The organism is Streptomyces poriferorum (genome assembly GCF_019399235.1).
Taxonomy (GTDB): domain Bacteria; phylum Actinomycetota; class Actinomycetes; order Streptomycetales; family Streptomycetaceae; genus Streptomyces; species Streptomyces poriferorum.
Window position 1 is genome coordinate 38356 of sequence record NZ_JAELVH010000004.1, and the last position, 13236, is coordinate 51591.

The following is a 13236-nucleotide window of genomic DNA, read 5'->3' on the forward strand; positions in this document are numbered from 1 at the left end:
TGGGCACCGAACCGTCCTGGCTCTACGGTCAGGTCCATGACGACGCTCCCCTCCTCCGCCGCGCCTCCCGGACACCGTGACCGGCGGGCCACGGCAGCCGCCTGCACCACCGTGGTCCTGTGGGCCTCCGCCTTCGTCTCCATCCGCAGCGCGGGCGAGGCCTACTCCCCCGGCGCACTGGCCCTCGGGCGGCTGCTGGCCGGCTCCCTGGCGCTCGGCGCCCTCCTGCTGCTGCGGCGGGAGGGGCTGCCCCCACGGGCGGCCTGGCCGGGCATCCTCTGGTCGGGGCTGCTGTGGTTCGGCCTGTACATGGTGGTGCTCAACTGGGGCGAGCAGCAGGTGGACGCCGGGACCGCCGCGATGGTCGTGAACATCGGCCCCCTGCTGATCGCCCTCCTCGGCTCCCGGCTGCTCGGCGAGGGGCTGCCGCGCCGGCTGCTGCTGGGCATGGGCGTGTCCTTCGCGGGCGCCGCGGTGGTGGGGCTCTCCATGTCGGGTCACGGGAGTTCCTCGGTGCTGGGCGTGCTGCTCTGCCTGCTGGCGGCGGTCGCGTACGCGGGCGGAGTCGTCGGCCAGAAGCCCGCGCTGCGGCACGGCTCGGCGCTCCAGATCACCACGTTCGGCTGCCTGGTCGGCACGGTGGCGTGCCTGCCGTTCGCCGGTGCGCTGATCTCCGACGCGGCCGACGCGCCCCTGTCGGCGACCCTGAACATGGTCTACCTGGGTATCTTCCCGACCGCGCTGGCCTTCACCACCTGGGCCTACGCGCTCGCGCGCACCACGGCGGGCCGGATGGGCGCCACCACCTACGCGGTGCCGGCGCTCGTGGTGCTGATGTCGTGGCTGCTGCTGGACGAGGTGCCCGCACTGCTCACCGTCACCGGCGGGCTGCTCTGTCTGGCCGGGGTGGCGGTCTCCCGGATGCGTCCGCAGACTGGTGCGACGCGGAAGAATCCCGCCCAGCCGGTGGAAGGACCCCCTCATGACGCCGAGTGCCAAGCAGCGGACCGGCCGTAGGAAGGCGAAGGGGGCCGCCGAGCCTGCGGCCCCCGAGGGCTGTGACGCCTGGCGCGAGGACTATCCGTACGACTCCAAGCTCGGCCGCAAGGCGTACGACCTGTCCAAGCGTGCCCTGCAGATAGAACTGCTCAAGCTCCAGCACTGGATCAAGGAGCACGACGAGCGGCTCGTCATCCTCTTCGAGGGACGCGACGCCGCCGGCAAGGGCGGCACCATCAAACGGTTCACCGAGCATCTCAACCCCCGTGGTGCGCGCGTGGTGGCGCTGGAGAAGCCGACCGAACGCGAACGCTCGCAGTGGTACTTCCAGCGGTACGTGGCGCATCTGCCGACCGCCGGGGAGATCGTGATGTTCGACCGGTCCTGGTACAACCGGGCCGGTGTGGAGCGGGTGATGGACTTCTGCTCGACGTCCGAGTACCTCGAATTCATGCACCAGACACCGGGGTTCGAGCGGATGCTCGTCCGCGACGGCATCCATCTGGTGAAGTTCTGGTTCTCCGTCTCGCGCCACGAGCAGCGCAAGCGGTTCATGAGCCGGCAGACCGACCCGGTGCGGCAGTGGAAGCTGAGCCCGGTCGACCTCGCGTCGCTCGACAAGTGGGACGCGTACACCGAGGCCAAGGAGCTGATGCTCTTCCACACGGACACGGCGGACGCCCCGTGGACCGTGGTGAAGAGCAACGACAAGAAGCGGGCCCGGCTGGAGGCCATCCGCCATGTCCTGCACCGCTTCGACTACCCGGACAAGGACGCGTCGGTGGCCGGGGAGCCGGACCCGCTGATCGTGGGCCCGGCCTCCCGGATCTTCGAGCAGGGCGAGCACGAAGCCGCGCCCGTGAAGCCCACTCCGAAGAAGCCCTAGAAGACCACCAGGGCGCGGCCGCCTTTGCCGGCGATCATGTTGTCGAAGGCCGCCGGGATGCCGTCCAGGCCGATCCGTTCGGTGACCATCATCGAGAGGTCGAAGCGGCCCGCCCTGATGTGGTCGGCCAGCACCGGCAGATCGCGGGCCGGGTCGCTGTTGCCGTACACGCAGCCGGTCAGGGACCTGCCCCAGTGGAAGATCTCCAGGGCGTTGAACGTCACCTGCTGGTCCTTGCCGCCGATGCCGACGACCGTGGCGCGGCCGCCCCGGCGGGTGGACTCCCAGGCGGCGCGGATGGTGGTGGCCCGGCCCACGCACTCGACGGCCACGTCCGCGCCCTGTCCGCCGGTGAGCTTCCGGATCTCGCGGGGCGTGGTCGCGGAGGCGATCACGTAGTCCGTGGCACCGGCCCGGCGCGCGAGGTCCTCCTTCTCCGGGGAGACGTCCACCGCGATGATCTTCGAGGCGCCGGCGATCCGGGCGGCCTGGAGCACGGCGAGGCCGACGCCGCCGATGCCGAACACGACGACGGACTCGCCGGCGCGGACCTGGGCGCTGTGGTGGACCGCGCCGTACCCGGTCAGCACCGCGCAGCCGAGCAGGGCCGCGTCGGTGAGCGGGATGCCGTCCGGGGCGGGCAGCACGCAGTTGGCGGCGACCACGGTCTCCTGCGCGAAGGCGGCGACGTTCAGTCCGGGGTGCAGTTCGGTGCCGTCCGCGGTGCGGGCGTGGATGTTGGCCGCACCGGCCAGGGCGTTGGTGCAGAGCCAGACCTCGCCGATGCCGCAGTGGTGGCAGCTGCCGCAGGACGGTGCCCAGTTGAGGACGACGCCGTCGCCCGGGGCGAGATGGCCGACGCCCTCGCCCACCGAGACGACGGTGCCCGCGCCCTCGTGGCCGAGGACGGCCGGGACGGGCAGCCGCATGGTGCCGTCGGACAGCGAGAGGTCGGAGTGGCAGACCCCGGCGGCGGCGAGACGGATGCGCACCTGGCCGGGGCCGGGCTCGGGCAGGGTGATGTCGGTGATCTCCAGCGGAGCTCCGACGGCGGACAGTACGGCGGCGCGGACCACGGACTGGCTCCTTGCTGATCGGGGGCGCGGACTCTGCGGACCCAGGGGGCGGTTCAGAACTGGAGGGACTTGGTCTGGAGGTACTCGGCGAGACCGTGCTCGCCGAGTTCGCGGCCGACGCCGGACTGCTTGTAGCCGCCGAAGGGGGCGAGCGGGTTGAAGCGGCCGCCGTTGATGTCGACCTGGCCGGTGTCCATCCGGCGGGCGAAGGCGACGGCCTCCGCGTCGTCGGCGGCCCAGACGGCGCCCGCGAGCCCGTACACGGTGCCGTTGGCGATGCGCAGCGCGTCCGCCTCGTCCTCGTACTTCAGGATCGAGACGACCGGGCCGAAGATCTCCTCCTGTGCGATGGTCATCTCCGGAGTGACGTCGGCGAACACGGTGGGGCTGACGTAGTACCCGGTGGAGAGCGGCGCCTCGGGGCCGCCGGCCACGACGCGGGCGCCCTCCTCGATGCCCTTCTCGATGTAACCGCGCACCCGTGCCTGCTGCTTGGCGTTGACGAGCGGTCCGACGCGCTCGCCGGGTACGTACTTGGCGACGGCCGCGGCGGCGAGGGTGACGGCCTCCTCGTACCGTTCGGCGTCCACCAGCATCCGGGTCCAGGCGCTGCACGTCTGGCCCGAGTTGGACATCACGTTGGCGATGCCGACGTTGACCGCCTTGGCCAGGTCCGCCGAGGGCAGGATGACGTTGGCGGACTTGCCGCCGAGCTCCAGCGCGACGCGCTTGATCGCGCCGCCCGCCGTGGCGCCGATCTGCCGGCCGACGGCCGTGGAGCCGGTGAAGGAGACGAGGTCGACGTCCTCGTGCTCGGCGAGCGCCTGTCCGGCGACCGGGCCGAGGCCGGTGACCAGGTTGAAGACGCCGGCGGGCAGACCGGCCTCCTCGGTGGCCTCGGCGAAGAGCTGCGCGGTGAGCGGGGTGTCCTCGGCCGGCTTGAGGACGACGGTGCAGCCGGCGGCGAGCGCGGGGGCCACCTTGGCGACGATCTGGTGCAGCGGGTAGTTCCACGGGGTGATCGCGCCGACCACGCCGACGGGCTCCAGGAACACGGTGGAGTTGCCGTGCCGCTGCTCGAAGGCGTACGTCGCGGCCAGTTCGGCGTACGAACCGGCGACCAGGACCGGCACGCCCGCGTGCACCATCTGCGACATCGGCAGCGGCGAGCCCAGTTCGGCGGTCACCGTCCCGGCGATCTCGTCCTTGCGGGCGGCCAGCACATCGCGCAGCGCGCCGATCAGGGCGGCCCGCTCGGCGGGCGGAGTCGCGGCCCAGCCGGGGAACGCGGCGCGGGCGGCACGTACCGCGGCGTCGACGTCCTCGGCGGTGCCCGCCGGGACGTGCGCGATGACCTGTTCGTCCGCCGGGTTCACCACCGCGACGGTGTCCTTGCCGGCGGCGGGCCGCCATGCGCCGCCGATGTACATACCGTCATGGGCCTTCATGGCTGTTCCTCCCGGACGCGGTGACGGACGAGGTCGTCCGCGCCCTAAACTAGCGCCGTTAGTTTTCTGGCGCCAGAGACGTCCGTCACGTGCCGGGGCCCGCCCGTCGCCCGGGGGAGGCGAGCGGCGGGCGGGCCCGGTATGCCGTCGCCCTACACCTCCAGGCCCGGAACGTCCTTCGGCAGCGGGCAGATCCGGCGGCCCTGGTGGTCGAAGACGTACAGGTGCGCCAGGTCGACCAGGAGCGGGACCTGGCCCCCGGTGCGCAGCCGCATGTCCGGACCGGTGCGGACGACGAGGTCGCTGGCGGTGACCGCGGGGCGGTCGGGGCTGTGCACGCCCGGCGGAAGCGGCTCGGTTCCGGGGTCGTCGAGGACGGCGACGGGCGACCCCGTCAGCCCGGTGGCGCGTTCCTTGAGGCGCTCCAGGACGCCGGCCCCGCCCTGGCCGCCACGGCGTCTGCGTACGGTGCCGCGGTCCGGGCGGGCCGACTCCAGGTCCGGCACCACCGCGGGCTGCGAACCGGTGTTGAGGTGGACGAGCGCCTCGTGCCCCTGGTACTCGACGTGCTCGACGATGCCGCTGAGCGCGACCTCGCCGGGGCGGGCCTGGCTGGGCGGGGCGATCCGGACCGCCTCGGAGCGCAGTCCGACGATGATGCGCCGGCCCTGCTGGATCCGCAGCAGCTGGTGGTCGGGGCTCAGGGGCTCGGGCAGCGGGAGGCGCTGGCGGCCGAGGTCGATCGACATCCGGCCCTCCAGCGGCGCGTGCACGACGGCCTGCAGCAGGTTGATCCGCGGGGTGCCGATGAACGCGGCGACGAAGACGTTCTCCGGCAGCGAGTACACCTCGCGCGGCGGGCTCACCTGCTGGAGCACTCCCCCGCGCATCACGGCGACCCGGTGGCCCAGCGACATCGCCTCGGCCTGGTCGTGCGTCACGTAGACCGTGGTGACGCCGAGCTCCTTGGTGAGCAGGGCTATCTCGGCCCGCAGGTGGTTGCGGAGCTTCGCGTCGAGGTTGGAGAGCGGTTCGTCCATGAGGAAGGCCGAGGGCTGACGCGAGATCGCCCGTCCCATGGCGACCCGCTGACGCTCGCCACCGGAGAGCTGGCCGGGCAGACGGTCCAGGACGCTCTCGATGCCGAGCATCCTGGCCGTGTTCTCGACGCGCTCGTTGTGGTCCTGGCGGGGGTTCTCCAGCTTCAGCGGGAAACCGATGTTGGCCCGGTTGGTCATGGTCGGGTAGAGCGCGAAGTTCTGGAAGACCATGGCCATGCCGCGTTCGCGGGGGGTCAGGTGATTGGCCGGTTCACCGTCGAGCAGGATCTCGCCCTCGGTGACGTCCTCCAGGCCGGCGATCATGCGGAGCACGGTGGATTTGCCGCACCCCGAAGGGCCCAGCAGGACGACGAACTCGCCCGGGTCGATGGAGAGCGAGAGGCGGTCCACGGCGCGCGAGGAGCGTCCGTAGGCCTTGCTTACGTTGTTCAGGATGATGGCGCGAGTCATGTGGTTCCGCCCGGGAGGATGAAGGTGGAGCGGTGGGGAGCGGCAGCAGTGGCCTGAAATTAACCCACTGCGCAGGGTGAGGGAATGACTCGCGCAAAGGTTGCGCCGTACTGGGACTGCGGAGGCGTAAGTGTCAGGTGGGATTCCGGTTGAGGCCCGCCCGCGCCGGGCCGCCCTCGGGAACGGCCGGATCCGGTTCCGGGACCCCGCTCCGGCGCGGCGCACGGCCGTCCCTGCCGCGCGCTCCGAGGCCGGCCGCCACGATCAGCAGCGCGCCGAGCATGACGAACGGGGCCGCGGTGCCCGCGACTCCGGCGACGAGTCCCGCGGCAGCGGGCGTCGCCACCTGGCCGAGCCGGTTGCCGGTCAGCCGCAGGGCGAGCGCGGTGGAGCGCGCGGCCGCCGGGGCGGCCTGGACCACGGTGGTCATCGACAGGGGCTGCCCGGCTCCGAGACAGAAGCCGAGGACGGCGAGCATCAGGGCCAGCACCGGGACGGGGACGGGGAGGGCGATGGCGGCGCAGAGCAGTCCGGCCAGCAGACAGGTGGAGGCGAGCAGGCCCGCCCGGCCCAGCATGCGGAGCATCGGGGTCATCACCAGCCGGCAGGCGATGGTGGCGGCGGCGCGCAGGCTCAGCAGCAGGCCGACCGTGGCGGGGGCGATGCCCCGGTGTTCGCCGACGACGGGCAGATACGCGGTGAGGATGTCGGTCGCGGAGAGCACGGCGAGGCTGATGAAGATCCCGGCGGGGACTCCGCGGGCCCGCAGAATGCTGCCCACGGGCACCTTGGCCGACGGGGTCCTGCCGCGGCGTGCGGGGGCCGTCCGGTGCTCGATGCGCCAGAGCGAGGCGAAGGAGACGGCGGCGACGGCTGCCGAGACCATCAGGGCGAGCGCGCTGGTGCGGCCCATGGCGCCGTCACGTTCGGAGATCAGGTACCCGGCGGCGATCGGCCCGATGAGCTGGCCGAGGGAGGCGCCGATGGTGAAGTGGCCGAAGTTGCGGTCCTGTTCGGCCGGGGCGGACTGGCGGGCGACGATCGACTGGGCACCGATCACGAAGCAGAGGTGGCCGAGACCCATGACTCCGCTCCAGGCCGCCATCGCGGTCAGGGTGTCCGCGCGGCCGCTGAGGGCGCATCCTCCCGCGATCAGGACGACGCCGAGCGGCAGCAGCGGTGCGCATCTGCCGTGGTCCGTCCGGCGTCCCAGCGGTACGGCGGCGAAGAGCGGGAGGAGCGCGTACACCCCGGTGATCACGCCGATCGCCCGCTCGTCGGCGCCCAGCGCCAGGGCCCGGTAGGAGACGGCGGGCCGCGCCATCGACACCGCCCCCTGCGCGAAGGCGAAGGCGATGACGAGGCGCAGCAGCCAGCTCCGGCCGGGCCCGGTGGTGTCGGTCATGGTTCTAGATGATCCCGAACAGGAGTCCGGCGCCGAGCACCACCAGGGAGGTGAGCGCGGCCCACTTGACGGTGAAGCGGGTGTGGTCGCCGAACTCGACCTTGGCCATGCCGACGAGGACGTAGACGGCGGGGACCAGCGGGGACGACATGTGCAGGGGCTGGCCGACCAGGGAGGCGCGGGCGATCTCCAGGGGGGAGACGCCGTGGGCGGCTCCGGCCTCGGCGAGTACGGGCACGACGCCGAAGTAGAAGCCGTCGTTGGACATGAAGTACGTCAGCGGGATGCTCAGCACGCCGGTGACGAGGGCCATGTGCGGTCCCATGCCCTCCGGGATCGCGCCGACCAGCCAGTCGGCCATGTGGTCGACCATGCCGGTGCCGGTGAGCACGCCGGTGAAGACGGCGGCGGCGAAGACCATGCCGGAGACGTTGAGGACGTTGTCGGCGTGGGCCGCGATCCGGGCCCGCTGGTCTGGCATGTGGGGGAAGTTGACGGTGAGGGCGAGGGCCGCGCCGAGGAGGAAGAGCACCGGGATCGGCATCAGTTCCATGATCATCGCGGTGAGCAGGGCGATGGTGAGACCGGCGTTGAACCAGTAGAGCTTCGGCCGCAGGGTGGCGCGGTGGGGGTCGAGACCCTTGAAGCCCTCGTCGGTCCCTTCCTCCGCCTCCTCGTCGGGTGCCGCGCCGCCCGCACCGGCGGAGCCTGTGCCCTTGCGCAGGCGGTCGCCGCCGCCGGCGGCGACGAGAACCGGCTCGGATTCCGTGACGGAGACGGTCGCCCGGGTCCCGTCCAGGGTGAGCGTGCCGAGCCGCTTGCGCTCGCGCCGGCCGAGGACCACGGCGAGCAGGATCACGGCCAGCAGTCCGACGCCGAGCGCCGGGATCATGGGGACGAAGATGTCGCCCGCGTCCAGCTTCAGGGCGGTGGCGGCGCGGGCCGTGGGACCGCCCCAGGGAAGGGTGTTCATGACGCCGTTCGCCGTGGCGGCGACTCCGGTCATCACGACCAGGCTCATCTTCAGGCGCTTGTAGAGCGGATACATCGCCGAGACGGTGATCATGAAGGTGGTGGAGCCGTCACCGTCCAGCGAGACGATCGCGGCGAGCACCGCCGTACCCACGACGATCCGCATGGGGTCGGCCTTGCAGAAGCGCAGGATGCCCCGGACGATCGGGTCGAAGAGCCCGACGTCGATCATCACGCCGAAGTAGACGATCGCGAACATCAGCATGGCGGCGGTCGGCGCCAGATTGCCGACGCCCTCGATGACGTAGTCACCGAGATGCGCGCCCTTCCCCACGGCTACGCAGAAGAGGGCGGGGATCAGCACGAGCGCCGCGATCGGCGACATCTTCTTCATCATGATCAGGACCAGAAAGGTCGCAATCATGGCAAAGCCGAGGATGGTCAGCATATGGACACCTATCGTTCACCTTTGAACTCCCACCGGAGCCGGCGGTGCGGATGACGTTAGGGCGCGCCATATGGCGTTAACAAGACGTTGACATGCGAGCAATACGAGCAAAACCCCAGGTCAACGCGAGGGTGTCACCGTGACGGGGATGGCGTTGAGCACGGCGGTGCCGGAGAGCGGGTCGAGGCGGCTGCCGTCGAGGAGCTGGTTGACGTTGACGCCGGGCTGCGCGGAGGCGACGGACATCCGGGTGCCCGGGCGGTTGTGTCCCCAGCCGTGCGGGAGGCTCACCACACCGGTCCGCACGCCGTCGGTGATCTCGACCGGGACCGTGAGCTCGCCGCCGTCCGCGGTGACCGTGGCGGGTGCGCCGTCGCTCAGTCCGAGCCGTGCCGCGTCCTCGGGGTGGATCTGGAGGGTGCAGACGTTCGATCCGCCGCGCAGCGCGGCGACGTTGTGCAGCCAGCTGTTGTTGGAGCGCAGGTGGCGGCGGCCGACGAGGACGAGCGCTTCGGGGTCGGTACGTCCGTCGAGGGCGCGGCGCAGCCTCGGCAGATCGGCCGCTATCGGGGCGGGGAACAGTTCGACGCGCCCGCTGCGGGTGGTCAGGACCTCCGGGACGCGGGGAGCGAGGGGGCCGAGGTCGATGCCGTGCGGGTGGGCGAGCAGCCGCTCCAGGCTCAGCCCGTCGGGGTCGGCACCGAAGCCCTCGCCGTACGGGCCGAGGCGGAGCATCAGGTCGAGGCGCCGCTCCGCCCCGGTACGGCCGGTGAGTTCGGCGGAGACACCGGCGGGGTCCCGGCCGTGGACGGGTGAGAGCGGGTCCGCGACCGCCTTGCCGAGGGCCCGGTCGATGATCCCGGTGTCCACGGCGTCCGGCTCGGCGCCGTGCGTCCCGGAGACGGCGAGGACGAGCCGGGCGAGGATCTCGGCCTCGTCCATCAGGCCTTCTCCCAGCGGCAGGGCGGGGCGGGTGTAGCGGACCTGGTTGCGCACGGCCAGGGTGTTGAACGCGAAGTCGAAGTGGGCGCTCTGCGAGGGCGGCGGCGGGGGCAGCACCACGTCCGCGTGGCGGGACGTCTCGTTGAGATAGGGGTCCACGCTCACCATGAAGTCGAGCCCGTCGGCCAGTGCGGCGTCGAGCCGGTCACCGTCGGGCGCGGAGAGCACGGGGTTCGCAGCCAGGACGATCAGCGCGCGGATCCGCCCCTCGCCCGGTGTGCCGATCTCCTCGGCCAGTGCGGACATGGGCAGTTCGCCCTTGGCCTCGGGGTGCCCGGAGACCCGGCTCGCCCACCGCCCGAGGGCGAACCCCTTGCCGGGGGCGGCGGGGCGCGGGGACCGGGCGGTCGCGGAAAGCGGGAAGAGGGCGCCGCCGGGGCGGTCGAGGTTGCCGGTGAGGACGTTGAGCACGTCGACGAGCCAGCTGGCGAGGGTGCCGTGCTCGACGGTGCAGCTGCCGATCCGGCCGTACACGGCGGCGGTGCGGGCGGCGGCCAGCTCCCGGGCGAGGGTACGGATGGTCGCGGCGTCCACGTCGCAGGCCGCGGCGACGGCCTCCAGGGTGAAGTCACGCACCGCTTCGGCCACTTCGTCGATCCCCTCGACATGGTCCGCGAGCGCGCCGGGGTCGGTGAGCTTCTCCTCGAACAGGACGTGCGCCATCGCGGCGAGCAGGAGGGCGTCGGTGCCCGGGCGGATGGCCACGTGCCGGTCGGCGAGGCGCGCGGTGCGGGTGCGGCGCGGGTCGATGACGGTGAGGCTGCCGCCGCGGCGGCGCAGCGCCTTGAGCCTGCCGGGGAAGTCGGGGGCGGTGCACAGGCTGCCGTTGGATTCGAGGGGGTTGGCACCCAGCATCAGCAGGTGGTCGGTGCGGTCCAGGTCCGGCACCGGGATGCTGTTCGGGTCGCCGAAGAGCAGCCCGCTGGAGACGTGCTTGGGCATCTGGTCCAGGGTGCTCGCGGTGAACAGCGCCCGGGTGCGCAGGGCGGCGAGCAGGGCGGGCGGGTAGAGCGCACCGGCCATGGTGTGCACGTTGGGGTTGCCGAGGACGACGCCGACGGCCTGTGGCCCGTGCTCCTGCGCGAGAGCCGGCAAGGCGCGGGCGATCGCATCGAAGGCCTCGCTCCAGCTCGCCCCGGTCAGCACGCCGTCCTTGCGGACGAGAGGGGTGCGCAGCCGGTCGGGGTCCTCGTCGAGGCCGCCGATCGAGGCGCCCTTGGGGCAGATGAACCCCTTGCTGAACACGTCCTCCCGGTCGCCGCGGGCGCCGGTGACCCTGGTCCCCTCGATGGTGAGGGTGAGCCCGCAGGTGGCCTCGCAGAGGGGGCAGATGCGCAGGGCGGTACGGGAGCTGCTGGGGTCGTGCGGCATGGGCCCTCCCGGGCGGCGGCAGCGGTGGCGCGCGGACATGAGCAAGCACGGCCGAGCATACCGACCGGTACGCATGCTGGGGAGGTGTGCGGACGAGATGGTTGCCGCGGGGCCGGTCCGGCTCAGTCCAGTACGCGCGCGAGGTAGGCCTGGAGCAGCACCCGGGTCTCGGCGACGATGGCCCGGTCGCCGGACGGGTCGGCACGGAAGGCGAGTTGGAGCAGGGCGTCGGCGGCCTCCACGCAGACCAGGATGGACCGCAGGAGATCGTCGTCGGGCTCGCGGTCCAGATGTCCGGCGAGCAGTTCGGTGAGCCGGCCCGCGACGCGCTGGTTGGCGTCGTCGGCCGGGTCGCCGTCGGGTGCGGGGGCTCCGAAGTCGATGAGGGAGAAGCCGGGGACCGCGCTCTTCATCGCCAGGTACTCGTCGAGCACGGCGTCGATGGCGCGCCGCCAGTCGCCGGCCGGGATGGTGACCAGCCGGGCGGTGATCCGCTCGGCGTAGCTGTCCAGGTTGCGGCGGGCCAGCGCGTCGGCCAGGGCCCGCTTGTTGGAGAAGAACCGGTAGACGGAGCCGATGGGAACTCCGGCGCGCACGGCCACGGCCCGGGTGGAGAGCTGCTCGTAGCCGGTTTCGTCGAGGAGTTCGGCGCAGGCGTCGAGTATCCGGGCGAGACGCTCGGCGCTGCGCTGCTGAACGGGGGCTCGGCGGAGGTTCGTGTTCGCATGGGGCACGGGTTCCATGATGCCGTGGGCCTCCTCGGCCGGGGGCGGGGGTGCGGCCCCGGACTCGGGCTCGGCCGGGGCGAGGGCGGCCCGGCTCAGGCGATCAGCAGGGCCAGTCCGCCGATCGTGTACGCGACCATCAGGACCAGGAGCGGCAGCTGGCCGGCTACGGCGCGGCCGGGCGGGAACAGCCGGACGGAGCGGTCGTGGGCGGCGACGACACCGAGGACATGGCCGAGGACGATCGCGAGGACCTGGAGCGTGGCGACGCCGCCCGGGCCCAGGGGTGGTTCGGGCGGTGCGGGATTGTCGGCGCCGAGTGCCACCATGACGGTACGTGGCCCTTCGGTGACGAACAGTGTGAAGTAGTGGGCCACCAGATAGCCGAGGGCGATCGGCACGAGGGAGTGCGCGAAGGCGGTGAGGGGATGCGCCAGTTGGCCGGACAGAAGCCGGGTGGCCCCGGCGCACAGGGCGTAGAGGGCGGCGACGAGGGCGACGGCGCCGAGGAGTCCGAGGGTGGCGGTGGTGGTACGGCCCAGGGCCGAGGTCTGGACGGTGGTGATCCAGGAGGGCGCGTCGGAGAAGCCGTCGTAGGCCGTGGAGCCGAGCATCACGCAGACGGTGGCGACGAGCCCGGGGAGCTGGGGCGTGGCGTCAAGTCCGTTGAACGGGGAGCGCAGGACGAGGCGGCGGTCGGCGGGGCGGCGGCCGAGCGGCGAGAGCCGGGCGAGGAGGCCCGAGTAGACCTCGAAGGCATCGGCCCGGCCGAACCAGCGGGCGCCGTACAGGGCGGCGCCCGTGAACTGGGCGGCGGAGAAGAGGCCGAGGAAGAGGAGCAGGGCGGTGGGTGAGGCGGGGTCGGGGGCGACGAGTTCGAGCCAGGTGAAGGCGAGGAGCCCCGCCGCCGCGGGCCACATCCCGACGCGCGGGGGCAGGGGCCGGCCCGCGGCCGGGTCGCGTCGGAGCACGCGGCAGCCGAGGAGGTGAAGGGTGCGCAGCGGGTTGAGCAGCTGCCAGACGGGGCCGAACAGCAGCGATGCGGGGACGAGCCCGACCCACAGGAGTACGTAGACGGCGCCCGGGGCCGGGTTGCGGTCCGGGTCGGCCGGGCCGAGGACGAGGTACAGCACGACCAGGAGCGCGGCGGCCAGGCCGAGCGCGCGGACCGCGATGCGGGTGGAGCGGGCGTCGGCCGCGCGCTGGACGGCCACCGGCAGGGGGCGGCCCGCCCGGTCGCCGCGGAACCGGGAGGCGGACCAGAGCAGGCCGAGCGCGAGGAAGGAGACGAAGAGCGCGGCGAAGGCTCCCGCGAAGGCGTAGAAGGGCGAGAGGGGCAGGTCGTGCTGGGCTCCGATGCCGTGGGCGAGGACGCTCACGGCACCGGAATCGT

At 72.5% G+C, this 13236-nt stretch carries 10 protein-coding genes; 2 read left to right on the forward strand and 8 right to left on the reverse strand.

Translation table 11 applies throughout. The features are described from left to right. Positions 1-36: 36 nt before the first annotated feature. Both JGS39_RS01365 and ppk2 read left to right on the forward strand, forming a co-directional pair. Positions 37-1017: a DMT family transporter gene (locus JGS39_RS01365; protein WP_219566699.1), complete on the forward strand. Its 981-nt coding sequence runs from the start codon at positions 37-39 to the stop codon at positions 1015-1017. Then, entirely contained in the window at positions 983-1885 is a 903-nt protein-coding gene (gene ppk2 / locus JGS39_RS01370; RefSeq protein ID WP_219566700.1) for a polyphosphate kinase 2, read from the forward strand. Before JGS39_RS01365 ends, ppk2 begins: the two co-directional genes overlap by 35 nt. Here the strand turns inward: ppk2 and JGS39_RS01375 are convergent. The 8 genes from JGS39_RS01375 to JGS39_RS01410 all read right to left on the reverse strand — a co-directional run bounded on the left by JGS39_RS01375 (position 1882) and on the right by JGS39_RS01410 (position 13222). Then, on the reverse strand, positions 1882-2961 hold the full coding sequence (locus JGS39_RS01375) for a Zn-dependent alcohol dehydrogenase (protein WP_219566701.1): 1080 nt from the start codon (positions 2959-2961) through the stop codon (positions 1882-1884). The genes ppk2 and JGS39_RS01375 overlap by 4 nt on opposite strands. A gap of 53 nt (positions 2962-3014) precedes the next feature. Next, on the reverse strand, positions 3015-4409 hold the full coding sequence (locus JGS39_RS01380; protein ID WP_219566702.1) for an aldehyde dehydrogenase family protein: 1395 nt from the start codon (positions 4407-4409) through the stop codon (positions 3015-3017). A 152-nt stretch (positions 4410-4561) separates the two neighbouring features. Then, entirely contained in the window at positions 4562-5920 is a 1359-nt protein-coding gene (locus JGS39_RS01385) for an ABC transporter ATP-binding protein (RefSeq protein ID WP_219566703.1), read from the reverse strand. A gap of 133 nt (positions 5921-6053) precedes the next feature. Then, entirely contained in the window at positions 6054-7325 is a 1272-nt protein-coding gene (locus tag JGS39_RS01390) for an MFS transporter (protein ID WP_219566704.1), read from the reverse strand. Positions 7326-7329: 4 nt separating this feature from the next. Then, positions 7330-8745, reverse strand: coding sequence for a CitMHS family transporter (locus tag JGS39_RS01395; RefSeq protein WP_219566705.1), 1416 nt, complete (start codon positions 8743-8745; stop codon positions 7330-7332). Positions 8746-8865: 120 nt separating this feature from the next. Further along, on the reverse strand, positions 8866-11118 hold the full coding sequence (locus tag JGS39_RS01400) for a molybdopterin-dependent oxidoreductase (protein WP_219566706.1): 2253 nt from the start codon (positions 11116-11118) through the stop codon (positions 8866-8868). Between the two features lie 122 nt (positions 11119-11240). Then, a complete protein-coding gene (locus tag JGS39_RS01405; protein WP_219566707.1) occupies positions 11241-11861 on the reverse strand; it encodes a TetR/AcrR family transcriptional regulator in 621 nt (206 codons plus the stop codon). Between the two features lie 77 nt (positions 11862-11938). Continuing rightward, entirely contained in the window at positions 11939-13222 is a 1284-nt protein-coding gene (locus tag JGS39_RS01410) for a hypothetical protein (RefSeq protein WP_306081606.1), read from the reverse strand. Positions 13223-13236: the final 14 nt, after the last annotated feature.

Excerpts from the sequence above, each read along its gene's own strand:
- JGS39_RS01365 (WP_219566699.1), top strand. The coding sequence starts at position 37 with ATGACGACGCTCCCCTCCTCCGCCGCGCCTCCCGGACACCGTGACCGG.
- ppk2 (WP_219566700.1), top strand. The coding sequence starts at position 983 with ATGACGCCGAGTGCCAAGCAGCGGACCGGCCGTAGGAAGGCGAAGGGG.
- JGS39_RS01380 (WP_219566702.1), bottom strand. The coding sequence starts at position 4,409 with ATGAAGGCCCATGACGGTATGTACATCGGCGGCGCATGGCGGCCCGCC.
- JGS39_RS01385 (WP_219566703.1), bottom strand. The coding sequence starts at position 5,920 with ATGACTCGCGCCATCATCCTGAACAACGTAAGCAAGGCCTACGGACGC.
- JGS39_RS01390 (WP_219566704.1), bottom strand. The coding sequence starts at position 7,325 with ATGACCGACACCACCGGGCCCGGCCGGAGCTGGCTGCTGCGCCTCGTC.
- JGS39_RS01395 (WP_219566705.1), bottom strand. The coding sequence starts at position 8,745 with ATGCTGACCATCCTCGGCTTTGCCATGATTGCGACCTTTCTGGTCCTG.
- JGS39_RS01400 (WP_219566706.1), bottom strand. The coding sequence starts at position 11,118 with ATGCCGCACGACCCCAGCAGCTCCCGTACCGCCCTGCGCATCTGCCCC.
- JGS39_RS01405 (WP_219566707.1), bottom strand. The coding sequence starts at position 11,861 with ATGGAACCCGTGCCCCATGCGAACACGAACCTCCGCCGAGCCCCCGTT.